The organism is Streptomyces sp. PA03-5A (assembly GCF_033792725.1).
Classification (GTDB): domain Bacteria; phylum Actinomycetota; class Actinomycetes; order Streptomycetales; family Streptomycetaceae; genus Actinacidiphila.
Window position 1 is genome coordinate 94,942 of the sequence record NZ_JARAVL010000024.1, and the last position, 21,415, is coordinate 116,356.

At 72.2% G+C, this 21,415-nt stretch carries 19 protein-coding genes and 2 pseudogenes; 6 read left to right on the forward strand and 15 right to left on the reverse strand.

Features of this window, described 5'->3' with window-relative positions:
- Window positions 1-422 (forward strand): DNA glycosylase AlkZ-like family protein (locus PV410_RS28060; protein WP_500328513.1); only part of this gene is annotated, 422 nt, incomplete at its 5' end.
- A gap of 35 nt (window positions 423-457) precedes the next feature.
- On the opposite strand, the pseudogene PV410_RS28065 reads toward PV410_RS28060, so the two are convergent.
- The 3 genes and pseudogenes from PV410_RS28065 to PV410_RS28075 form a co-directional block, all read right to left on the reverse strand.
- Window positions 458-1,352, reverse strand: a pseudogene (locus PV410_RS28065) (S1 family peptidase).
- 148 nt (window positions 1,353-1,500) lie between these two features.
- Window positions 1,501-2,562, reverse strand: a complete 1,062-nt coding sequence (locus tag PV410_RS28070; protein ID WP_500328515.1) for a S1 family peptidase — start codon at window positions 2,560-2,562, stop codon at window positions 1,501-1,503.
- A gap of 388 nt (window positions 2,563-2,950) precedes the next feature.
- A complete protein-coding gene (locus tag PV410_RS28075; protein ID WP_500328517.1) occupies window positions 2,951-4,093 on the reverse strand; it encodes a DUF5685 family protein in 1,143 nt (380 codons plus the stop codon).
- A gap of 292 nt (window positions 4,094-4,385) precedes the next feature.
- On the opposite strand from PV410_RS28075, the gene PV410_RS28080 reads away from it, so the two are divergent.
- Entirely contained in the window at window positions 4,386-4,835 is a 450-nt protein-coding gene (locus tag PV410_RS28080) for a cell division protein SepF (protein ID WP_499511054.1), read from the forward strand.
- 61 nt (window positions 4,836-4,896) lie between these two features.
- Here the strand turns inward: PV410_RS28080 and PV410_RS28085 are convergent, their stop codons facing one another.
- Both PV410_RS28085 and PV410_RS28090 read right to left on the reverse strand, forming a co-directional pair.
- On the reverse strand, window positions 4,897-6,081 hold the full coding sequence (locus PV410_RS28085; RefSeq protein ID WP_500328520.1) for an acyl-CoA dehydrogenase family protein: 1,185 nt from the start codon (window positions 6,079-6,081) through the stop codon (window positions 4,897-4,899).
- Window positions 6,082-6,163: 82 nt separating this feature from the next.
- Window positions 6,164-7,795 (reverse strand): MFS transporter, encoded by a 1,632-nt coding sequence (locus PV410_RS28090; RefSeq protein WP_500328522.1) that lies wholly within the window; start codon window positions 7,793-7,795, stop codon window positions 6,164-6,166.
- Between the two features lie 679 nt (window positions 7,796-8,474).
- Here PV410_RS28090 and PV410_RS28095 point away from each other — a divergent pair.
- Window positions 8,475-9,479 carry a phosphatase PAP2 family protein gene (locus PV410_RS28095; protein WP_500328524.1) on the forward strand — a complete coding sequence of 335 codons (1,005 nt, stop codon included), beginning with the start codon at window positions 8,475-8,477 and terminating at the stop codon, window positions 9,477-9,479.
- Between the two features lie 119 nt (window positions 9,480-9,598).
- On the opposite strand, the gene PV410_RS28100 is transcribed toward PV410_RS28095, so the two are convergent.
- The 3 genes from PV410_RS28100 to PV410_RS28110 all read right to left on the reverse strand — a co-directional run bounded on the left by PV410_RS28100 (window position 9,599) and on the right by PV410_RS28110 (window position 11,348).
- Window positions 9,599-9,814, reverse strand: coding sequence for an I78 family peptidase inhibitor (locus PV410_RS28100; RefSeq protein ID WP_499511058.1), 216 nt, complete (start codon window positions 9,812-9,814; stop codon window positions 9,599-9,601).
- A 219-nt stretch (window positions 9,815-10,033) separates the two neighbouring features.
- Window positions 10,034-10,423 (reverse strand): DUF779 domain-containing protein, encoded by a 390-nt coding sequence (locus PV410_RS28105; RefSeq protein WP_499511059.1) that lies wholly within the window; start codon window positions 10,421-10,423, stop codon window positions 10,034-10,036.
- Between the two features lie 4 nt (window positions 10,424-10,427).
- On the reverse strand, window positions 10,428-11,348 hold the full coding sequence (locus PV410_RS28110) for a bifunctional DNA primase/polymerase (RefSeq protein ID WP_500328527.1): 921 nt from the start codon (window positions 11,346-11,348) through the stop codon (window positions 10,428-10,430).
- 204 nt (window positions 11,349-11,552) lie between these two features.
- Here PV410_RS28110 and ctaD point away from each other — a divergent pair, with 204 nt between their 5' ends.
- Entirely contained in the window at window positions 11,553-13,259 is a 1,707-nt protein-coding gene (gene ctaD, locus PV410_RS28115) for an aa3-type cytochrome oxidase subunit I (RefSeq protein WP_500328529.1), read from the forward strand.
- Window positions 13,260-13,304: 45 nt separating this feature from the next.
- Here ctaD and PV410_RS28120 read toward each other — a convergent pair whose 3' ends face one another.
- The 3 genes from PV410_RS28120 to PV410_RS28130 form a co-directional block, all read right to left on the reverse strand.
- A complete protein-coding gene (locus tag PV410_RS28120) occupies window positions 13,305-14,627 on the reverse strand; it encodes a glycosyltransferase family 4 protein (protein ID WP_500328532.1) in 1,323 nt (440 codons plus the stop codon).
- 503 nt (window positions 14,628-15,130) lie between these two features.
- Window positions 15,131-15,628, reverse strand: a complete 498-nt coding sequence (locus PV410_RS28125; protein WP_500328533.1) for a transglycosylase family protein — start codon at window positions 15,626-15,628, stop codon at window positions 15,131-15,133.
- Between the two features lie 114 nt (window positions 15,629-15,742).
- Window positions 15,743-16,369, reverse strand: a complete 627-nt coding sequence (locus PV410_RS28130) for a LysM peptidoglycan-binding domain-containing protein (protein WP_500328535.1) — start codon at window positions 16,367-16,369, stop codon at window positions 15,743-15,745.
- Window positions 16,370-16,906: 537 nt separating this feature from the next.
- On the opposite strand from PV410_RS28130, the gene PV410_RS28135 reads away from it, so the two are divergent.
- Both PV410_RS28135 and PV410_RS28140 read left to right on the forward strand, forming a co-directional pair.
- On the forward strand, window positions 16,907-17,677 hold the full coding sequence (locus PV410_RS28135) for a DUF8842 C-terminal domain-containing protein (RefSeq protein ID WP_500328537.1): 771 nt from the start codon (window positions 16,907-16,909) through the stop codon (window positions 17,675-17,677).
- 178 nt (window positions 17,678-17,855) lie between these two features.
- Complete coding sequence (locus PV410_RS28140) at window positions 17,856-18,098, forward strand: hypothetical protein (protein WP_500328539.1); 243 nt, start codon at window positions 17,856-17,858, stop codon at window positions 18,096-18,098.
- A gap of 185 nt (window positions 18,099-18,283) precedes the next feature.
- Here PV410_RS28140 and der read toward each other — a convergent pair whose 3' ends face one another.
- From der to PV410_RS28160, 4 genes and pseudogenes are all read right to left on the reverse strand, one after another.
- Window positions 18,284-19,741: a ribosome biogenesis GTPase Der gene (gene der / locus PV410_RS28145; protein ID WP_500328541.1), complete on the reverse strand. Its 1,458-nt coding sequence runs from the start codon at window positions 19,739-19,741 to the stop codon at window positions 18,284-18,286.
- Between the two features lie 66 nt (window positions 19,742-19,807).
- Window positions 19,808-20,506: a lysophospholipid acyltransferase family protein gene (locus PV410_RS28150; protein ID WP_500328543.1), complete on the reverse strand. Its 699-nt coding sequence runs from the start codon at window positions 20,504-20,506 to the stop codon at window positions 19,808-19,810.
- Window positions 20,464-21,177 carry a (d)CMP kinase gene (cmk, locus tag PV410_RS28155; protein WP_499511069.1) on the reverse strand — a complete coding sequence of 238 codons (714 nt, stop codon included), beginning with the start codon at window positions 21,175-21,177 and terminating at the stop codon, window positions 20,464-20,466. The genes PV410_RS28150 and cmk overlap by 43 nt, the downstream gene beginning before the upstream one ends.
- A gap of 90 nt (window positions 21,178-21,267) precedes the next feature.
- A pseudogene (locus PV410_RS28160) lies at window positions 21,268-21,415 on the reverse strand (prephenate dehydrogenase); the annotation flags it as partial.

Sequence of the window (21,415 nt, forward strand, 5' to 3'; positions counted from 1 at the left end):
ACGGTGCCGGAGGCCGCCGCCCGGGAGGTGCGCTTCGCGGGGTGACCGGGGCGCGCGTACCGGGGGCGGCCGGGAACGGCTCAGTACACGCCGACCCCGGGACGAAGGCGCCGCCCCGGTTCCTCCCGCAGTACGACAACATCGCCCTGTCGCACGCCGACCGGACGCGGATCATGCTGCGCAACCCCTACGCCGAGCTGCCGCTGCCCGGCAGCGGCAGCAACCGCGGCTTCTTCCTCCACGACGGCTTCGTCCACGGCCTGTGGCGGATCCGGGCCACCCGCGGCGCGGCCGTGCTCCACGTCCAGCCGTACGCGCCGCTGGACGCCGGGGCGCGGGAGGCGGTCGCCGCCGAGGGCGCACGGCTGCTGGCGTTCACGGTGCCGGAGGCCGCCGCCCGGGAGGTGCGCTTCGCGGGGTGACCGGGGCGCGCGTACCGGGGGCGGCCGGGAACGGCTCAGTACACGCCGACCCCGTACGCCGTGAGGACCGCGGGCAGCGGCTGGAAGAAGGTGGTGCCCCCCTCGGTGCAGTCACCGCTGCCTCCGGACAGCAGCCCGAGGGCCTTCGTCCCGTCGTACAACGGCCCGTCGGAGTCGCCGGGCTCGGCGCAGAGGTCGTACGGATCAGGCCGCGGACGATGTCGCCGCCGTAGTTGACGGTGTAGCCGAGCCCGGTGACCGTGCCGCTGCGGACGCCCGTGGTGGAGCCGTCCCGCTTCACCGCCTCCCCGACGCGGGCCCGCGCGGCCTGCGTGATGTCCTGCCGTCCGACCTTGCCGGGCCGCGCGACGGAGCCGGTGTAGCGGACCAGGGCGTAGTCGTCGTACGGGAAGCTGAAGCCGGTGGTGGTGCCCAGCGTCCTGGTCCGGGCGGGATCGCCGTACCAGGTCCTGGCGGCGTGCCCGCAGTGACCGGCGGTCAGGAAGTAGTAGGTGCCCGCGGCGCGGACGTTGAAGCCGACCGAGCAGCGGAAGCCGCCGCCGTGGACGGCGTCGCCACCGGCGGCCATCCGTGCGAAGGAGCCGCCGACGCGCTCGAAGCGGACCGTGCCGCCGTACCGTCCGGCGGCCCGTTTCAACGCGGTGAGCCCGCTGCGCGGGACGGTGCCGTCGTGGCGATGACCAGCGCGCCGCTCTTGGGGTCGACCGCCCAGGCACTGCCCTCGACGTCCGCCGACTCGGCCGCCAGGCCCGCCGCCGCCAGGTGCGCGGCCGAGGTCCCGCTGCCGGTGGCGGCCCGTGCGTCCGGCACGGCGACCGCGGTCGCGGCCACCAGACCGAGGAGCGCCGCTCCGCGCAGCGCTGCGCCTCGGGCGAGGCCGCCCCACGGAGTGGTGCGCTTGTTCCTCATATGTTCCCCCTGCGAGGTTATGCGGTGCCTCGCGGAGTATTGCGACGATCGGCCCGGCGGACAAGAGGACCATACGGGACGTGCCCGGCAGCCGTGGGGCCGCCGGGCACGTCCGTGACGGAAGGGAGGGCGTGGACCTGCCCGGGGGTCAGAAGACGCTGACGCCGTAGACGCTGAGCGCCTCCGTCACCGGCTGGAAGAAGGTCGTCCCGCCGACGCTGCAGTTACCGCTGCCACCGGAGGTCAGACCCAGCGCGATGCCGCCGGATGTGTACAGCGCGCCACCGGAGTCGCCGCCTTCGGCGCACACGTTGGTGCGGATCATCTGGTAGACCACGTCGCCGCCGCCGTAGTTGACGGTGGCGTTGAGGCCGGTGACCGAACCGCTGTGGATGCCGGTGGTGGAGCCGTCACGCAGGACGGCCTGGCCCACGAAGGCGTTGCCGGCGCTGGTGATGTCGGTGTTGCCGGCCGTGCCGCTCTTGGTCACGGAGGTGTTGCTGTACCGGACCAGCGCGTAGTCGTTGGTCGGGAAGCTGTAGCTGACGTTCGAGCCCAGCACGGTGGACTGGCTGGAGTTGGAGTACCAGGTGGACGCGACCTCACCGCAGTGCCCGGCGGTCAGGAAGTAGTTGGTGCTGCCGCTGCGCACGTTGAAGCCGAGCGAGCAGCGGTAACCGCCGCCGTAGATGGCGTCGCCGCCGGCGATCAGCCGCTTGAAGGTGCCGGCCGTGCGGCGGAAGGTGACCGCGTCGCCGTAGGAGGCGGTGGCCTTCTGCAGCGTGGCGAGTTCGGCGCCGGTGACCGTGCTGTCGGCGGTGACCTCCAGGCGGTTGGACTTCGGGTCGACGACCCACGAGGTGCCCGCGATGTCCGCGGCGAGGGTGGCCTTCCCGGCCTTCTCCAGCTGGGCGGTGCTGTGCGCCACGAACTTCGGGACCGCGCCGGCCGCGCTGACGGCCTGGGCCGCCTTGTCGTTCGTGACGTTGACGACCATGGTCTTGGCCTTGGCGTCGTAGTACGAACCGGCGGTGGAGGCGGTGCCGAGGGACGTGGTGAGCGCGGCCGCGGCCTCGGGGGAGGCCTTGGGCGCGGGAGCGGCCTGGGCGGCGGGCAGGGTGAGCGCGGTGGCCGCCAGCAGACCGGACGCCACGGCGATCAGCCGTGCACGTCTCGGGACGGGGGTGTGGGTGGTGCGCTTGATCCTCACGCGTTTTCCTCCTGTGGGGGAACGGAAGTTGACCCGCGTAGCGCGGGCCGGTGAGGCGCAGCGAGGGCGCCGCCGTACTGTGGGGGTGGCGTGCCCCTGACAAGTGCTGCGCACACGGGAGTATTCAGAGTCATGCACAAGCGCACAAGGGCGGGTTTCGGCCGCGTCACGTACCCGAAACGCCCCGGCGGCTCCCCCGGGTCAACCGCTGTGACGGTGTATCACCTGGTGGGCCCACCGCCCCCGCCACCCGCCGGCCACCCCCGCGCACCACCCCCGGTTTGGCGCGAACGGGCGGCTGCGCCGCGGCCCGCACCCCGCCCGCCGGGCGGCACGTCGAACGCCCGCACCGGTCACCGTCGTCGCGGGGAGGGCCGGCGTGTCCCCGTCAGCAGTCGCAGCCGCAGCAGTCGCAGTCGCAGCAGCAGCCGTCACCGCAGCCGCAGTCGCAGCCGGAGCAGTCGCAGTTGGAGCACCAGCCTTCGCGCCGCTTGCCGGTCCAGGGGTCGTCGTAGTGGTCCCGGCAGCAGATCTGGCACGTGCAGCAGAGCCCCGCGAACACCGCGCAGCCCATGAGCAGCCCGCGGCGGGGGCCCGGCTGGTGCGGGGGGCCGGGGGTCAGCCAGGGCGACTGCACCGGCCCGCCGGGGCCACCAGGGCCCGGGTGGTGGGCGCACGAGGCCCCGAACGCGCGGTCCACGGAACGGCGCAGTTCGTGGGCGAGCAGGACGTGGGCGAGCGCGCCGTCGGTGAACTCCACGTCACGCAGGGCCAGCCGGACCCCGTGCACCGCGTCGTCGCACAGCCGCCGTGCCTCGTCCACGCTCGTCCCGGTGGCGGTCAGCGGGTTCCACGCGCCCGCCGCCGCGTCGGCGGCCAGGTCCTCCACCGCGTCCAGCAGGTGGGCGAGGCGGCCGAAGAGCCGGCCCGCTTCCTCCAGCGGGGCACGGTTGCCGGGGCGTCCGGCCAGCACCGCCGTGTGGCCGAACGCGGCGGCGGTGGCGGTCTCGGTGGGCTCGGTGACGGTCAGCAGGGAGGTACCGGGCCCGGCGGCCGCCTCGACGGCGGTCTGCCGGCCCACGGCGTCCACCAGCACCGCGGTGTCGAAGCCGAGCCCCGAACCGGTCACGGCCCCCGCCCGGTCCCAGCGCCGGGCGACCGTGCGCGCCGCCGCGGCGACCGGACGGCGCGCCAGCAGACCGTCGCCGTCCGCCATGTGGTCGCGCATCTTCGCCGAGGCCAGCACCAGCGAGACCGCCGCGGCCAGCCGCGCGCCCTCCCCCTTGGCCACCGGCGCGGTCCGCATCGCGCGCAGCGGGCACGGCCCGGCGGTACGGCGTCCGTCCTCCGTCCACCCCGACTGGGCCTCCACCAGCACCGAGACGATGAGCCCGTCGTAATTCGTGGCGACCCTGGCCAGTTGACCGTGGTCGTCCCTCAGGGCGAGGCAGAGCCCGCACAGATGGGCCGTCCACGCTATGGCCAGCTTCTCCGGCAGACGGTGCCGGCATGGTCTGACGATTCCGAACATCACAATCCCCCGTACGTCATTCGCAGCAATGGAACACGTCATCGGCTGGTCGTTCTGTACGCCGCCCGTTCGGCTGTCCGGCGGTGAGCCATCACCCTACCGAGCGGGACCCTTTCCGATGATCCGTCAGGAGCCATATTCCACGGGGTACCTGGGGGCCACTAGTGCGATTTATGCACCAGGTCTGTCACGAATCCACCCCACGGTGGGTATCCGCTTGGCGCATCATCCGCATCATGGACGACCATAGGGGTGCGGACGGCAAACTGACCGCGTGCGAGAGGAGGCGTCCATGGGATCGGTACGACGGGCGAGCGCCTGGCTGGGACTCGTCGACGACAACAGCGCCGAGGAGTACTACGACGAGGACTACGCCGATTACGGCGACGGCGCCGAGACGTCCTCCCCCGACTCCTGGGTCACCGACCCCCGCGTGCGCGTGGCCTCCGATTCGGCGGAGGAACAGGGCCGCCGGATCGCCACGGTCACCCCGGACGGCTTCCGGGACGCCCGCGGCATCGGCGAGCTGTTCCGGGAAGGCGTCCCGGTGATCGTCAACCTGACGGCGATGGACCCCGCCGACGCCAAGCGCGTCGTCGACTTCGCGGCCGGCCTCACCTTCGGCCTGCGCGGTTCGATCGACCGCGTGGCCAACCGGGTGTTCCTGCTGACCCCGCCCGACTACCTGGTCGTCAACGCCGACAGCAAGCGCGGCGGCGACGGCTTCTTCAACCAGAACTGACCCGTGGCGTCGGCGTCGGAACCCGGCGCCGATGCCACGGCCTGCCCGCCCGCCTGCCCGCCTACCGGAAGGCGTCGAGGCCGGTGAGCGCCTTGCCGAGCACGAGCTGGTGCATCTCGACGGTGCCCTCGTAGGTGAGCACGGACTCCAGGTTGGTGGCGTGCCGCATGACGGGGTACTCCAGGGAGATGCCGTTCGCGCCCAGGATCGTCCGGGAGTTGCGGCAGATCTCGATCGCCTCGCGCACGTTGTTGAGCTTGCCGAAGCTGACCTGCTCGGGACGGAGCGTGCCCGCGTCCATGCGCCGCCCGAGGTGGTGGGCGAGGAGGACGCCCTTGTGCAGTTCGAGCGCCATGTCGGCGAGCTTGGCCTGGGTCAGCTGGAAGCCGCCGATGGGCCGGCCGAACTGCTCACGGGTGCGGGAGTACTCCAGGGCGGCCTCGAAACTGCTGCGCGCGGCGCCCATGGCACCCCAGACGATCCCGTAGCGCGCGTGGTTCAGGCAGCTGAGCGGGCCGCGCAGGCCGGTGACCTCGGGGAGCACGGCGTCGGCGGGCAGGCGCACGTCGTCCATGACCAGCTCGCTGGTGACGGAGGCGCGCAGCGACCACTTGTGCTTGATCTCGGGTGCGGAGAACCCGGGGGTGTCGGTGGGCACGACGAATCCGCGGATGCCCTCGTCGGTGCGGGCCCACACCACGGCGACGCCGGCGACCGAGCCGTTGGTGATCCACATCTTGCGGCCGTTCAGGACCCAGTCGGAACCGTCCCGCTTGGCGTGGGTGCGCATGCCCGCCGGGTCGGAGCCGTGGTCGGGCTCGGTGAGCCCGAAGCAGCCGATGACCTCGCCGGCGGCCATCCGGGGGAGCCAGCGCTGCTTGTGCTCCTCGGAGCCGTACCGGTGGACGGCGTACATCGCCAGCGAGCCCTGCACGGAGACGAGCGAGCGGATGCCGGAGTCGGCGGCCTCCAGCTCCAGGCAGGCGAGGCCGTACTGGACGGCGGTGGCGCCCGCGCAGCCGTAGCCGGTCAGCGACATGCCCAGCGCGCCGATCGAGCCGAGCTCGCGGGCCAGCTCGCGGATCCCGGGCAGCTCGCCGCGCTCGTACCAGTCCGCCACGTGCGGCAGCACGCGGTCGGCGGCCCAGCCGCGCACGGTGTCCCGCACGGCGCGGTCCTCGTCGTCGAGCAGGTCGTCGATGCCGAGCGGGTCGTACGGGTCGAACTGCGGCTTTCCAGCGGACATCGTCGTCCTCTCCGGTGATCACTGCGCTTCGCGGACGAAGCTACTTCCGTGGCGGGGACGGGTAAAGCCCCCGACGGTGTGCTCAGCGCGACACGTCGGCCCCGGCCAGGGCGTGCTCGCGCGGTGCCGGGATCCCGGGGGCGGCGGACCGCTCGGACGCCTCCGTGCCGCACTCCATGCGGCGGGGCAGCCGCAGCGCGGCGACCGCGCCGAGCAGCAGCAGACCGGCGCTGACCACCAGGGTGATGTGCATCCCGTGGACGAAGGCGTGCCGTGCGGCGTGCCGCAGGGAGGCTCCGGCGGTACCGCCGAGGCGGTCGGAGACCTCGTAGGCCTCGCCGAGCGACTTCCCGGCCGAGACGCGGGCGTCCGCCGGCACCCCGGGGACCCGGGCGACGCCGGGGGCGTAGGCGGCGTTCATGACGCTGCCCAGCAGCGCGATGCCGATGCCGGCGCCCAGTTGGTAGGAGGTCTCGCCGATCGCGGCGGCGCCGCCCGCCTGCTCGGCGGGGGCGTCGCTGAGCATGGACTCGTACGCGCCGAAGAGCGTGGTCTCCAGCCCGAAGCCGAGCAGGACGAAGCCCGTGGTCAGCACGCCCGGCCGGTCGTGCTGGCCCATGAGGGTCAGCACGAGCACCGCGCAGGCCGTGAGGACGAAACCGGAGCTCACCATGACGCGCGGCCCGAAGCGGCCGAGCATCCGGGAGCCCAGGAGGCCGGCACCCATGGCCGCGAGGGTCAGCGGCAGCAGCCGCAGCCCCGTCTGCAGGGGGCTCAGGCCCAGGACCAGCTGCAGGTACTGGACGGCGATCAGTTCCAGGCCGACGAGGGCGAGCAGCGCCAGCACGATGCAGCCCACGGAGGTGCCGAAGGCGGGCCTGACGAACATGCGTATGTCGATGAGCGGGTGCTCGCGCCTGCGCTGCCGGCGCACGAACAGCACCAGCAGGGTCAGGCCCACGAGCAGCGGGACGAGCGCGGAGGGCTCGTACGGAGCCGCGCCTCCGCCGACCCTCTTGACGCCGAGGATGGCGCCGAGGATGCCCAGCGCGGCCATGACCGCGCCCAGCACGTCCCAGGGGCCGTCCAGCTCGCCGCGGGACTCCGGCAGCAGCCAGCGGGCCACCGGAAGGATGACGGCCATCAGGGGGATGTTGACCAGGAAGACCGAGCCCCACCAGAAGTTCTCGACGAGGAAGCCGCCGAGGACCGGCCCGACGGCGGCGCCGACGGCCGCGACGGCGCTCCACACGCCGATGGCCACGGCCCGCTCACGGCGGTCGGGGAAGACCTGCCGGAGGATCGACAGCGTGGCCGGCATGATCATCGCGCCGCCGACGCCGAGCAGGGCCCGGGCCGCGATGAGGACGCGCGGGTCGGGGGCGAAGGCGGCCACCGCCGAGGCGGCCGCGAAGATCGTGCAGCCGAGCAGCAGGATCCGGCGTCTTCCGACGCGGTCGCCGAGGGTGCCGAAAAGGATGAGCAGGGACGCGGCGACGAGCGGATAGGCGTCGACGATCCACAGCAGCTCTATCGCGCCGGGGCGCAGGTCCTCGCTCACCGCGGGAACGGCGACGTGCAGCACGGTCGCGTCGAGGGCGACGAGCAGCAGGCTGACGCAGAGGACGATCAGCACGGTCCAGCGGTTGACCGGCCGAGTGTGCCGTGGGACGGCGGCCGGCCCGGGAATGCCGGCCGAGGACGTCCCTGTCATGTACGTACCTCCCAGCGGTGCGCTCGCGGTGTCCCTGGGCAGGACGAGGGGGACGGTCCCGGGGGAACCCAGCGACGAGGGCGAGTGAAGTCGTCAGACTACGCGAGTCCGCGCCGATGGTGGGTGGCGCGGGTCACGTTCCGACGTGGCCGTCGTCACGTGACGGCCATCCGCCGGAGACCTGCCGGACATTTCCGGTACCGCGCGGCACCGGGCCTCCCGCCGGGAACGGAACGGCCCCGCCCGCCGACTCGGTGGCGTGTACCCGCCCGTTCCGGTCGTATGCACCCCGAGCGCGGGGCGCGCGGTTCAACGCGTACGCCCGCCGCGCGCGTTCACACGCCCGCCGATCGGGAATCTCCCAGGTCACGACTGCGATCCGGGGCCGCGACGGACGGCGCGCAGGGAACCCGACCGCCCCGCCGGAATGGCAGGCGAACTCCAGGAGAAGTGACGGGTAATCAAAGATAAACAGGGCATGCGGAAATCGAACGCGCGATTTCCCAAGATCCTCCGCATGCACTTCGAAACATAAAATCAAGGAGTTCCCGCATTCGGCTCAATGTGCACGTCCGCACTACGGCCAATGGGTGGAGTGAGACGCAGTCCACATCACATCGTCATTACGAACCCGGCCTTCCGGCCGAACTCCGCCATCACACGCTGTAACGTCGATTGAGTGCGTACCGATGACAAGCTTCGCCTCATGGAGGAGCCCGAGACAGCCCAGGCGCCACCGGGCATGAGCCGGACACGCGTGCTGCTGTTCGGATCGACGCTCGTGGCCTATGTGGCCATCGTCGTAGCCGTCCTGACCACGTCCAAGCTCGTGACCCTGGACTGGCAGGTCATGATGTGGCGGCCCTACAAGCAGTGGCCGCAGATCCACGCGTTCCTGGACTACTTCGTGGTCCTGGGCCAGCGCGGCCCGACGGCCGTGATCGTCGCCTCCTGGCTGGGCTGGCGCGCCTGGCGCCACCGCACCCTGCACCCACTGCTGGTGCTGGGCACGTCGCTGCTCCTGCTGAACGTCACCGTGGGTTCGGTGAAGTACGGCCTCGGCAGGCTCGGCCCGCACTACGCGACCAGCGCCGGATCGGCCGAGCTCTTCGCCGGCGGCGATATATTTCCCTCCGGTCACACCGCGAACGCCGTGGTGACCTGGGGGGTCCTGGCCTATCTGGCCACCACCCCGTGGGTCCGCCGGGTCACCTCCGTGATCGCGGCGTTGCTGGCGCTGGGCGTCGGCATGACCACCATCTACCTCGGCACCCACTGGGTCAGCGACGTCCTGCTCGGCTGGGCGGCCGGCCTGCTGATCCTGCTGGCACTGCCCTGGTTCGAGCCGCTGATGGCCTCGGCCGAGCAGCGGATCACGGCCGCCTGGGCGCGCCGTCGCGGCACCCGCACGGCGCCCGCCACGGCTCCCGCCGCGAACACGGCGCCGGCCTCCGTGCAGCTCTCCGACAACCCGGACGGCGTACTCGAGCCCGTCGTTCTCAGCGGCCGCGCGACGACACCTGCGTCCGGCGTACCGCACCACCCGGCACGTCCGCACACCACCCGCCACGAACGCACCCCGGTCACCCCGGCCGGCAGCCGCCGCCCGCCCGCGGACCGGCCCGGCCGCCCGGCACCGGTCGGCCAGGCCGGCGTGGCCCGCGGCCGCGGCGCCACCGGCTGACGGCCCGCGGGGCAGGTACGCACACCTCCCGCCCCGCCCGCGCCCGTACGAAGGCCCCGGCCGCCCCTCTTCGGGGGCGGCCGGGGCCTTCGTCATGCGGGGATGCGGGGAGAGGGCCTTCAGCCGCTCCAGCATCGGGTCACCCGGCCGCCCTCGACGGTGAAGTTGAGCCGGCCCACCCGGTACTCCATGGTGATGACGGCGCCCGGCGGCAGGGCACGCACCATGCTCCAGCCACGCTCGGTGGCCCGGCGCTCGGCCTCGTCGGCGCCGAGGCCGACGTAGGTGTCCGGTTCGTCCTGCGGTTGCCGTGCGGCACTCGGATCGGTTGCCATGAGAGCAACCGTAGGCGCACACGAGCCGTGACGGAAGACGGCGGCCGACTTGATCGTCACACTTCTGTCACAGAATCCAGGGCAGCGTTTGGCGTGCACCGTTCACTCTTTGGGGGCGACTTTTCCAATCACCCGCCGAATTCGCGGACCCGGCCGCCGAAAAGCGTCCGGGCCGGCCGCCACGGAATTCCGGGAAACGGTCCACACACTTCCCTCACATCACATCCCCAGCGTCGACAGCTCTTCATCCGTCAGCAACCGGGACCGAATGAGGAACCGGTTGCCCGTCGGCGCCTCCAGCGAGAAGCCGCTGCCGCGCCCCGGCACCACGTCGATCGTCAGATGCGTGTGGCTCCAGTAGGCGAACTGGTCGCGCGACATCCACACCGCCACCGGGTCGATGCCCAGGACGTCGAGGTCGCCGAGGTGCACGTCGGAGTCCCCGGTGAGGAACTCCCCCCGCGGATAGCACATGGGCGAGCTGCCGTCGCAGCAGCCGCCGGACTGGTGGAACATCAACGGGCCGTGCTGGTCGGCGAGACGCCGCAGCAGCCCCGCGGCCTCCTCGGTGACGGCGACCCGGCCGGCCCTCGGTGCGATAGAGGTCATGGGGTCAGAGTGCTCCCGCCGAGCGCCGCCCGCCAGACCCCCGCAGGACATGCCGACGGGCGGAACCCACCGTCGACTCCGCCTCGCGCTCCGACAGGCCGGTGCTGACGGCCGCCCCGACCATCTCCGCGGCGACCCGGTCGCCGTGGCCGTTCTCGAACGCGCGGCAGGCGGCCCAGAACAGCCGCTCGTTGCGCTCCCCCACCGACGAGCCCAGCACGAAGCGGATCAGCGGCCCGGCCGTGCCCCCGCCCGTCCCGGCACCCGACCCGGCGCCCGCCGGCGCGCCCGCCGCGGCACGCGCGGCACGGCGCTGGGGGGTCGTCAGCAGCAGCCGCAGCAGCCGCTTGGGCACGGCGGCCGGCGGCATCGAGGCCGTCGGCGGGTCCCAGCGGTAGAGCCCGGCGGTGGTCACCGAGCCGGGTCCCACGAGGTAGCCGCCGCTGCCGCGCACGTCGATCCCGTTGCCGAGCCGGCGCACGGAGTTGGGCACGATCGCCTCGGCCGGGCCGCGCAGCCACAGGTGCCGGCCGCCGCTCGGGGTGATGACCGTGCGCGTCCACGGCACGGCGAAGCCCCACCGGGCGGCCAGGTCCACCAGGTCGGTCACGCCGTCGACGCCGTCCTTGCGGTCCAGGTCGAGGCCGATCAAGTAGTGCGGTGAGCGTCCGCACGCGATCCCGTACCCGCTGGCCCAGGGGGCCGCCGCGAACATCTCGGTTATCCGGGCGGGCTCGGTGGCGGCGTCGTGCACGCCGTGGCCGAGCCGTCCGCACTGGCCGCGGCACATCCCGCGCCCGGTCTCCCCCCGGTGCGGCGAACGGACCGCGGGGAGCTTGGTCCGCGACAGCGGGATGACGGGGAAGCCGCGCCGCGCGGCGGCGAGCGCGCACTGCAGCGCGCGGTCGTGGTCCGGATGCGTCACGGGGTGCCCCCTCGGTGCGCTACGGCATGGCCCCTTTATCGTACTTTCGTTCGACCCTCCACTCAATGGCGCACCGACGGCGCGCGGCACGGCCGTCCCGTCCCGGTCCGTCACATGACGGGTCGTCTGCCCGAGACTGTACGGAAGATGCGAGTACGGAAGACCGAGTGCCGGCAGGATCTCCTACCGCGAGGGAACGCGCCGATGGGGACGAACGCAACGCAGACCGCGACCGACCGGGCGGCGGCGCCCCGGCGGCCGGGACGGCTGATGGTGGACTGGCTGACCACCACCGACCACAAGAAGATCGGGCACCTCTACCTGATCACGTCGTTCGGCTTCTTCCTCGCCGCGGGACTCATGGCGCTGCTGATGCGCGCCGAGCTCGCCCGCCCCGGCCTGCAGCTGATGTCGAACGACGGCTACAACCAGCTGTTCACGATCCACGGCACGGTCATGCTGCTGCTCTTCGCCACCCCGACCTTCGCGGGCTTCGCCAACGAGATCATGCCGCTGCAGATCGGCTCGCCCGACGTCGCCTTCCCCCGGCTGAACATGCTGTCGTACTGGCTGTTCCTCTTCGGCGGCCTGATCGTGCTCGGGAGCTTCCTGACGCCCACCGGGGGCGCCTCCTTCGGCTGGTTCGCCTACGCGCCGCTGAACAGCCTCACCCGCTCGCCCGGGATCGGCGCCGACATGTGGATCATGGGGCTGGCGCTGTCGGGCTTCGGCACCATCCTGGGCGCGGTCAACTTCGTCGCGACGATCGTGGGGATGCGCGCGCCGGGCATGACCATGTTCCGGATGCCGATCTTCACCTGGAACGTGCTCTTCACCTCGGTGCTGGTGCTGATGGCCTTCCCCGTGCTGGCGGCGACGCTGCTGGTGCTGGAGGCGGACCGGCGCTTCGGCTCGCTGGTCTTCGAGCCGGGCAACGGCGGGGCGCTGCTGTGGCAGCACCTGTTCTGGTTCTTCGGCCACCCGGAGGTGTACATCATCGCGCTGCCGTTCTTCGGCATCATCACCGAGGTCATCCCGGTGTTCTCGCGCAAGCCGGTGTTCGGCTACGCGACGCTGGTGGGCGCGACGACGGCCATCACCGGGCTGTCGATGGTGGTGTGGGCGCACCACATGTTCGTCACCGGCGCCGTGCTGCTGCCGTTCTTCTCGCTGCTGTCGTTCCTGATCGCCGTGCCGACCGGGGTGAAGTTCTTCAACTGGATCGGCACGATGCTGCACGGCTCGCTGTCCTTCGAGACACCGATGCTGTGGGCCGTCGGCTTCCTGGTGAGCTTCCTGTTCGGCGGCCTCACCGGGGTCATCCTCGCCTCGCCCCCGCTGGACTTCCAGGTCAGCGACTCGTACTTCGTGGTGGCCCACTTCCACTACGTGGTCTTCGGGACGGTGGTCTTCGCGATGTTCGCCGGCTTCTTCTTCTGGTGGCCGAAGTTCACCGGGAAGATGCTCGACGAGCGGCTGGGGAGGATCCAGTTCTGGACGCTGTTCGTCGGCTTCCACACCACCTTCCTCGTCCAGCACTGGCTGGGCGTTGAGGGCATGCCCCGGCGGTACGCCGACTACCTGGCGGCGGACGGCTTCACCGTGCTCAACACGATCTCGACGATCGGGGCGTTCCTGCTGGGCCTGTCCACCCTGCCGTTCCTCTACAACGTGTGGCGGACCGCCAAGTACGGCCGGCGCGTGGAGGTCGACGACCCCTGGGGCTTCGGCCGTTCGCTGGAATGGGCGACCTCCTGCCCGCCACCACGGCACAACTTCTCGACGCTGCCGCAGATCCGTTCCGAGTCCCCCGCCTTCGACCTGCACCACCCGGAGGTCGCCGCCCTCGACCAGGCACGCTCCACCGGCCGCCGCGACGCCGTCGAGCCCGGTGCCGGCGGCCAGGACTGACGGCGCCCGGTCGCGGCACCGGCAGCGCCGTCACCCGCCCGGGGTTCAGCCCCTCCGCGTCCGCCCGCCGAGCCGCCTGCGCGCCGCGGCCCGCAGCTTCTTGCGCAGCCTGCGGGCCCGCCGCTTCGCCGCACGGGCAAGGTCCTTGCCCGCGTACAGCACGCCCATCCCCAGTCCGCCGACGTGGCGCCAGGCCGCGCGCAGCCGTCCCGAGGGGCCCGTCCGGCGGGCCAGCAGCTCCTCCAGCAGGCGTTCGCAGCTCCTGGCGATCTCCGCGGGGTCGTAGCTGGCGCCCTTGTCCAGGGCCGCCCGGCCCATCCGGCGGCGCAGCTCGTCGTCGTTGATCAGCCGGAGCATCGCGGCGGCAAGGGCGTCGACGTCACGCGGGGGCACCAGCAGGCCGTCGACCCCGTCGCTGATGATCTCGCCGGGACCGAGCGGGCAGTCGGTGCTGACCACCGGCAGCCCCACGCGCATCGCCTCGACGATCGTCATGCCGAACGACTCCATGCTGGAGGAGACCGCCAGCAGCGAGCCCTTGGCCATCTCCGGCTCGATCGGCGTCACTGTCCCCATCATCGTCACCCGGTCGCCGAGTTCCAGGCGCTCGATGAGCTGTTCCAGCTTCTCCTTCTGCCCACCGGTGCCGTATAACCGCAGGCCCCAGTCCGGGTGTTCGACCGAGACCTTGGCGAAGGCCCTGATGAGGTCGCCGTAACGCTTCACGGGGGCCAGCCGGCCCGCCGCGACCACGTACTTGGCGTCCAGGGCGCTGGGCACGACACCCGGGTCGGGGACGCTGTTCGGCAGGGCGAGCACCCGTACGCCGGGCAGCCACAGTCTGCGGCGGTAGCAGACGGCGTCGGCCTCCGTCGTGGTGGTGACCGCGTCCAGCCGGGGGTAGAGCCGGCGCAGCCTGAGGACCAGCGCCAGCGAGTGGGTGTCGAGCGTCAGGTGCTCCTGTGCGATCCGGACCACGTGACGCGGCGCCTGCAGGGCGATGTGGACGTTCAGCCCGGGGCGGGTGCCGATGACGACGTCGGCGTCGAGCGCCGCGAGGTGGGCGGCGATCCGCTGGTCGGTGAGGGCGCTGTACTGCTCGTAGCGGTTCTCACCGGAGGGGAAGACCTTCGCCGGCCGGTGGTACAGCGGGTCGTCGAGGTCGCACGTGTCGCTGCTCCTGCGCAGGTCCACCAGGTGCCGCAGCCGGACCTGCGGGTCGAGGGCGAAGGAAGGTTCGTCGCGGTGGCGGTACACGGAGACGATCTCGACCTCGTGGCGCTCGGCCAGGGCGCCGGCCAGGTTGTAGGTCGTGCGGATGGTGCCACCGACCCCGTAGGCGTTGTGAATCAGTATGGAAATGCGCATGCGTCCCCGTGTTCTCCCGCTCCCCGCGGACTCCCGCCCGCACTTCGTGCAGGCAAGACGATCGCCCCGGCCCTTAGGTTGCGTTCCTTCACCTTCCCTGCCCCTCGCCGTATACGCACTGTGATGTCCCCGTGACCGGTCGGTATCCTTCCGGATCGCGCCCGTCAGGCACGGTGGCCCAGCTGCGGCACGTCGAAGCAATTGCGCTCGATGCCGCCCCCCTCCGTCACCCAGCCGCCCCGGCGGCCGCTCGCCGCGTCACTCCACCGGGCTACGGACGGGCGGGCCCGAGAGGTGACGGACGGTTCGGCGAGCACCTGAGAGCGCGGCGGGAGCGACGGGCCGCACACATCGCGGCTTTGGGCGGACGGACCGTTCAGGGTATTGCCGCACACGACGTATTTCCACTAATCGGTTGACATGGCCATAAGATGACACGAATTCAGGCACGTCATGACCAGGACCCGCCAGGACCCGCCGCACCCGGCCAGGGTCCAGCGGGCTCAGCGCGGCAGGCGCAGCAGTGTCCCGGGCGTGAGCTGCCGGGTCGGGTCGGAGCCGATGACGTCCTGGTTGAGCCGGTACAGCTCGGCCGCGCCGCCGCTGACGTTGAAGCGCCGGGCGACTCCCTCCAGGGTCTCGCCGGGCTGGACCGCGTGCGCCCGGCCGGCCAGCCGCAGGCGCTGCGCGCAGGTCGGCCAGGCCTCCCAGCCCTGGTCGCGGAGGATCTCCTCGGCGACGGTCATCTGCTGGTCGGGGGTCGCGCGGTCGGGCCTGGCGGCCAGGTCGAGACCGCCGTGCTCGACCCAGGTGGGCTGGAAGATCTGCAGCCCACCGTAGAAGCCGTTGCCGGTGTTGGTCTTCCAGCGGTTGCTGCTCTCGCAGGTCGCCAGTTCCAGCCAGACGGGGGCGTGCCCGTCGGCCCGCGCTCCGGGAGCCAGGGCCGCCCACGTGGCGAGCAGAGCGAAAGCGGTCACCGCGAGACGGCGGGGACGGGACATGCGGGCCAGGCTAGGCACGGTGCGGCGGGCGCCGTCGCCCGCCGCGCCGTGCGCGCCCCCCGGCCCACCCGGTCGGAGCACGCCCCGCCGGGTGGGCCGGGAGTGCGCGGGAGGTCAGACCGACAGCCGCTGTCCCGGGTAGATCAGGTTGGGGTCGGTGCCGATCACGGACCGGTTGACGGCGTACAGCTTCTTCCAGGTCGTCCCGTGGGCGGCCGCGATGCCGCTCAGGGTGTCGCCGCCGCGGACGCTGTAGTTGCCGTGCCCCTTCGCCCGGCTCTGGCCGCGGTCGGCGTGACCGCCGCTGCCGCGCGACTGCTGCGCGGGCGCCGGGGCGGTGTGCCGCTTCGCCTTCGGCGCGGCCGGGGCGGTCCCGCGGGCGGGTGCGCTCCCGTAGGCGCCGGCGCGGGCGGAGCAGGTGGGCCAGGCGCCCCAGCCCTGCGCCCGCTGCACCTTGGCGGCGACGGCGATCTGCTGCTCACGGCTCGCCCGGTCGGCGGTCGCCGCGTACGCGGTGCCGCCGTAGGCGCGCCAGGTCCCGGCCGAGAACTGGAGTCCTCCGTAGTACCCGTTGCCGGTGTTGATGTGCCAGTTCCCGCCGCTCTCGCAGCTCGCGATGCGGTCCCAGACCCCGCCGTCGGCGGCCTTCGCGGGCCCCGCGACGGCCATGAGGGCCAGCGGGGTCAGCACGGTGACGCCGGCTACGACTGCGGACTGACGGTACTTGGCTGATACGGCCATGGAATCCCTCTCCACGGACCCGGGGTTCCCCCATGGCGCCGTACCTCCGGTACGGCACCCGACGGACGGGGTCCCCACGCATCCGGCGCGGCCCCCGTCCCCTTCGCTCGCCGACCGATGGATTTCGGATCCACGGTCACCCTCCGTGCGAGCCCTCCCGGGTGGTGCTCTCTGCACACGGCGGGCAAATCTAGGCAGGGTCGCGTTCCGTCGCCAAACAAACCCCTTACGCCGCAGGCCACTTGATGGTTACCGGTAGTAACGACCTATTGAGGACACCGGATTGATGGTGTTTTTTGCGGCATATCCGCACAGCGCATATGCGCCGTGTGACCCGACTCATAGGCACGGAGGCTTCCCGGGGTGAAAGGTGGGACTTGGAGTGACCGGCTCCGCACCGCCGCTCACCCTCCGCACGCGGGCGCACGAGCACGCGCCAAGAAGGCCGTGACTCCCGCCACAGATCGGCCGTTGTCACTATGTGCCGGGCGAGGCCCGGCAAAGGAGCCCGTAGCCGTACATTTCAAGGAGGCTTCAGTGCCGCCCATGCTCGACGTCAGCGACGAGGTACGAGCCGAGATCGGCGATGAGGAGGCGGCACGCCTGCTGGCGGGCGACAGCGCGCCCGGCACGTACGACTGCACCTCCTGCCGTACCCCTGGGGACACCGCCACGGAGCGCACCAGCACGGTGCTCTTCGTCGGCGAGGAGACCGCCGTGCTCGCCTTCGCCCACGCGACCTGCATCCCCTCCCAGGTCGTGCCCGTCTCGGAGGAGCAACTGCAGGGAGCGGTGCAGAGCATCGCCGGTGAGGAGCCGTCCGGCGCCGCGGCGGCCACAGCTCCGCGCCAGGCGGTGCTCGGCATCACCTGCGGCCTCGTCCTCATCAAGGAGGAGGTGTGCCCGGCCCTGGTCATCGAGCCCACCGGCCCGATCGCCCGCCCCGGCGACAGCGGCCCCGGTGACGACTTCCTGCCGATCCTGATCGAGCAGGGCTTCCTCCCCGTGAACGACCTGTCCACGCCGCCCTCCCCGCTGCCCGGCTGGTCCGTGCTGCTGGCCATGGGGCAGTTGCACGCCATCCTGCAGCCCGGCTCCGCCGGCGCGTGGTGGCAGGCGCACCAGCCGCTCGCGGTGAGCGAGGGCTGGCGCCAGGCGGTCAACCGGTCCAACGAGGTGTACGTGTACGCCGCCCCGCACGGCACCATCGGCCAGCAGCCCCGCGAGGACCTGCTGCGCGACGCCCTGGAACGCGCCTGCGGGCGCGGACTCCTCGTCGCGGCGACGATGCCGCTCTCCGGCACCTGATCCCCCCGGCTCCGGCCAAAGGCGCGTACGGCTGCCCGTACGCGCCTTTGGCCTATGGCAGTGCATATGCGTGATTCATCCGTACGACCCGCATCCCCGCAGATGAGCCGCTCGTTGCCACGACGTGCACACCTTTGACGCTTCCTCACGAGCCCAGTTCCGCAGCCCCATCCCCCCCATGCGCACCGCGCAGGAGGCGTCCGTGAGCGAGGGCACGCCGATCTACGACGCGCTCTACTCCGAGTACCGCAGGCTCTTCCGCACCCTCCCCGGCGACCGCACCGGCGAGGAGGACCTGCAGTTCAACGGCTTCGCCGACCGCGGTGGCGCCAACTCCCCCTACCGCTCCGGCCGCCACCGCGGCGACCTTCCGGCCCTCCCCCCGGGCCTCGCGGAGAACCGCATGCACGGCGGCCTCTGACCCACCCCGCACGGCGAACCGCCCGCCCGATCGCCCCCCCCTGGGGAGGCGACCCGGCGGGCGGCACCATGTCCGGCCCCGGCAGGGCTACTTCTTGCGGCCGCAGACCCCCACGAAGAACCGCCCGCCCGATCACCCCCACAGGAACGACCAGACAGGCGGCACCACGCCCACCCCCGCAGGGGCTACTTCTTCCGACCGCGCTTCTCCCGCACCCGCACCGACACCTGGATCGGCGTCCCCACGAACCCGAACTCCTCACGCAGCCGGCGCTCGATGAAGCGGCGGTAGCCCGCCTCCAGGAAGCCGGAGGCGAAGAGCACGAAGCGCGGGGGCTTGGTGCCGGCCTGGGTTCCGAAGAGGATGCGGGGCTGCTTGCCGCCGCGGATCGGGTGGGGGTGGGCGGCGACGAGCTCGCCCAGGAAGGCGTTGAGACGGCCGGTGGGGACCCGGGTCTCCCAGCCCGCCAGGGCGGACTCGATGGCCGGGACCAGCTTCTCCATGTGGCGGCCGGTGCGGGCGGAGACGTTCACCCGGGGCGCCCACTGGACCTGCACGAGGTCCTTCTCGATCTCGCGCTCGAGGTAGTAGCGCCGCTCCTCGTCCAGCAGGTCCCACTTGTTGTAGGCGATGACGATGGCGCGGCCCGCCTCGACGGCCAGCGAGATGATGCGGGTGTCCTGCTCGGCCAGGGTCTCGCCGGCGTCGATCAGGACGACGGCGACCTCCGCCTTCTCCAGGGCGGCCGCGGTGCGCAGCGAGGCGTAGTAGTCCGCGCCCTCCTGGAGGTGGACGCGGCGGCGGATGCCCGCGGTGTCCACGAACTTCCAGATCTTGCCGCCGAGCTCGATGAGCTCGTCGACCGGGTCGCGGGTCGTGCCGGCCTGCTCGTTGACGACGACGCGCTCCTCGCCCGCCACCTTGTTCAGCAGCGAGGACTTGCCGACGTTCGGGCGGCCGATCAGCGCGACGCGGCGCGGGCCGCCGATGGTGTTGGCGAAGGACTGCATCGGCGCCTCGGGGAGCGCCTCCAGCATCGCGTCCAGCAGGTCGCCGGTGCCGCGGCCGTGCAGCGACGAGACCGGGAAGGGCTCGCCGAGGCCCAGGTTCCACAGCATGGCGGCGTCCGCCTCGCCCGAGGGGCCGTCGACCTTGTTGGCGCACAGTACGACCGGCTTGCCGGCCTTGCGGAGCAGCTTGACGACGGCCTCGTCGGTGTCGGTCGCGCCGACCGTGGCGTCCACCACGAAGACCACCGCGTCGGCGGCCTCGATCGCGAACTCGGCCTGCGCGGCCACGGACGCGTCGATGCCGAGGACGTCCTGCTCCCAGCCGCCGGTGTCGACGACCTTGAAGCGGCGGCCGTTCCAGTCGGCCTCGTACGTGACGCGGTCGCGGGTGACGCCGGGACGGTCCTCGACGACCGCCTCACGGCGGCCGATGATCCGGTTCACCAGCGTCGACTTGCCGACGTTCGGGCGGCCGACGACCGCGACGACCGGCAGCGGGCCGTGGCCCGCCGCCGCGAGGTCGCCCGCGACCTCGTCGAGGTCGAAACCCTCCTCGGCGGCGAGCTCCATGAACTCGGCGTACTCGGCGTCGTCGAGCGCGCCGACTTCGCCGTACTCGTTCTCGATGTCCATGAAAGCTTCTCCGTCGATCGTCAAATGTGCGGGGGCTTGCACGCCCCAGTGTGGATCAGGCCGACGCTAGGAGGCGCGGCCCGTGGTGCGCCGGGCGTACTCGAGGTGTCCGCTCAGGTGCTTCTGGATGCGCACGGTGGCGGCGTCCAGTGCCGTACGCGTACGGCGTCCGCTGCCGTCACCGGCGTCGAAGGGGTCGCCGAAGACGATGTCGACCCGGCCGCGCACCGGCGGCAGGCCGCGGATCAGCCGTCCCGGCCGGGACGTGCCGAGGACCGCGACCGGCACTATGGGCGCGCCGGAGCGCACCGCGAAGTACGCCAGGCCCGCCCGCAGGTCGGCGAAGTCGCCCTCGCCCCGGGTGCCCTCGGGGAAGATCCCCAGGACCCCGCCGCGCTCCAGCACGCCGAGCGCGCTGGTCACCGCGGTGCGGTCGGTGCTGTGGCGGTCCACCGGGAGCTGGCCGATCCCACGCAGGAACGGGTCCAGCGGCCCGATGAACGCCTCCTTCTTGATCAGGAAGTGCACCGGGCGCGGGCAGGTGCCCATGAGCACCGGCCCGTCCACGTAGTGCGAGTGGTTCACGGCCAGGATCACCGGCCCCGAGGCGGGCAACCGCCAGGCGCCGAGCACCCGGGGGCGCCAGAGGCTGTTGATGATCCCGATGCCGATGCGGCGGCCGACGGCCGCGCCCTTCGGTCCCGGAACCGCGGAGGAGTCGCTCACGAAGCCGCCCGCTTCTCCTCGATGAGGGTGACGACGCACTCGATGACCTGGTCGAGGGTGAGCTCGCTGGTGTCGACCTCCATGGCGTCGTCCGCCTTCGCCAGCGGGGAGGTCTTGCGGCCGGAGTCCGCCGCGTCGCGCCGTACGAGGGCCTCCCGGGTCGCCACGAGGTCGACCTGGGCGCTGCCGGTGGCCTTCAGCTCGCCGCCGCGGCGGGCGGCGCGGGCCTCCGGGGAGGCGGTGAGGAAGATCTTGACGGTGGCGTCCGGCAGCACCGTGGTGCCGATGTCGCGGCCCTCGACGACGATGCCGGCGGGCGCGGCGGTGGCCGCGTCGCGCTGCAGCCCGACCAGGCGGCTGCGCACCTCCGGCACCGCGCTGACGGCGCTGACCGCCGCGGTGACCTCCTGGGTGCGGATCGGGCCGGAGGCGTCCACGCCGTCCACCGTGATCGTGGGCGCCGCCGGGTCGGACCCGGAGACGATCACCGGCTTCTCGGCGGCGGTCGCCACGGCGGCTGCGTCGTTCACGTCGACGCCGTTGCTCAGCATCCACCAGGTCATCGCCCGGTACTGCGCTCCGGTGTCCAGGTAGCTCAGGCCGAGCTTGGCCGCGACCGCCTTCGAAGTGCTGGACTTGCCAGTGCCCGAGGGGCCGTCGATCGCGACGATCACCGGATTCGACACAGTCGGGGGACCTTCCTTGTGCATGGAGCAGGTACACGGCTGGCGCAATGCCATCCCCACAAGGTTACCGGCCCACCCATTCGGCTCCGTACCACGAATTCCCGGGCCCCCCGCTCAGGCGCGCAGCGACCAGCCACGCTCCCGCAACGCCGCCGACAAACGGGCCGCCGCAGCCGGCTCCACCATCAACTGGACCAGACCCGCCTGCTGCCCCGTCGAATGCTCGATCCGCACGTCCTCGATGTTGACCCCCGCCGCCCCC

Bases quoted from the DNA above. Each gene is read 5' to 3' on its own strand.
- PV410_RS28090 (WP_500328522.1), bottom strand. From the start codon at position 7,795: ATGACAGGGACGTCCTCGGCCGGCATTCCCGGGCCGGCCGCCGTCCCA.
- cmk (WP_499511069.1), bottom strand. From the start codon at position 21,177: ATGCACAAGGAAGGTCCCCCGACTGTGTCGAATCCGGTGATCGTCGCG.
- PV410_RS28125 (WP_500328533.1), bottom strand. From the start codon at position 15,628: ATGTCCCGTCCCCGCCGTCTCGCGGTGACCGCTTTCGCTCTGCTCGCC.
- PV410_RS28075 (WP_500328517.1), bottom strand. From the start codon at position 4,093: ATGTTCGGAATCGTCAGACCATGCCGGCACCGTCTGCCGGAGAAGCTG.
- PV410_RS28120 (WP_500328532.1), bottom strand. From the start codon at position 14,627: ATGCGCATTTCCATACTGATTCACAACGCCTACGGGGTCGGTGGCACC.
- PV410_RS28130 (WP_500328535.1), bottom strand. From the start codon at position 16,369: ATGGCCGTATCAGCCAAGTACCGTCAGTCCGCAGTCGTAGCCGGCGTC.
- der (WP_500328541.1), bottom strand. From the start codon at position 19,741: ATGGACATCGAGAACGAGTACGGCGAAGTCGGCGCGCTCGACGACGCC.
- PV410_RS28080 (WP_499511054.1), top strand. From the start codon at position 4,386: ATGGGATCGGTACGACGGGCGAGCGCCTGGCTGGGACTCGTCGACGAC.
- PV410_RS28105 (WP_499511059.1), bottom strand. From the start codon at position 10,423: ATGACCTCTATCGCACCGAGGGCCGGCCGGGTCGCCGTCACCGAGGAG.
- PV410_RS28085 (WP_500328520.1), bottom strand. From the start codon at position 6,081: ATGTCCGCTGGAAAGCCGCAGTTCGACCCGTACGACCCGCTCGGCATC.
- ctaD (WP_500328529.1), top strand. From the start codon at position 11,553: ATGGGGACGAACGCAACGCAGACCGCGACCGACCGGGCGGCGGCGCCC.
- PV410_RS28100 (WP_499511058.1), bottom strand. From the start codon at position 9,814: ATGGCAACCGATCCGAGTGCCGCACGGCAACCGCAGGACGAACCGGAC.
- PV410_RS28140 (WP_500328539.1), top strand. From the start codon at position 17,856: ATGCGCACCGCGCAGGAGGCGTCCGTGAGCGAGGGCACGCCGATCTAC.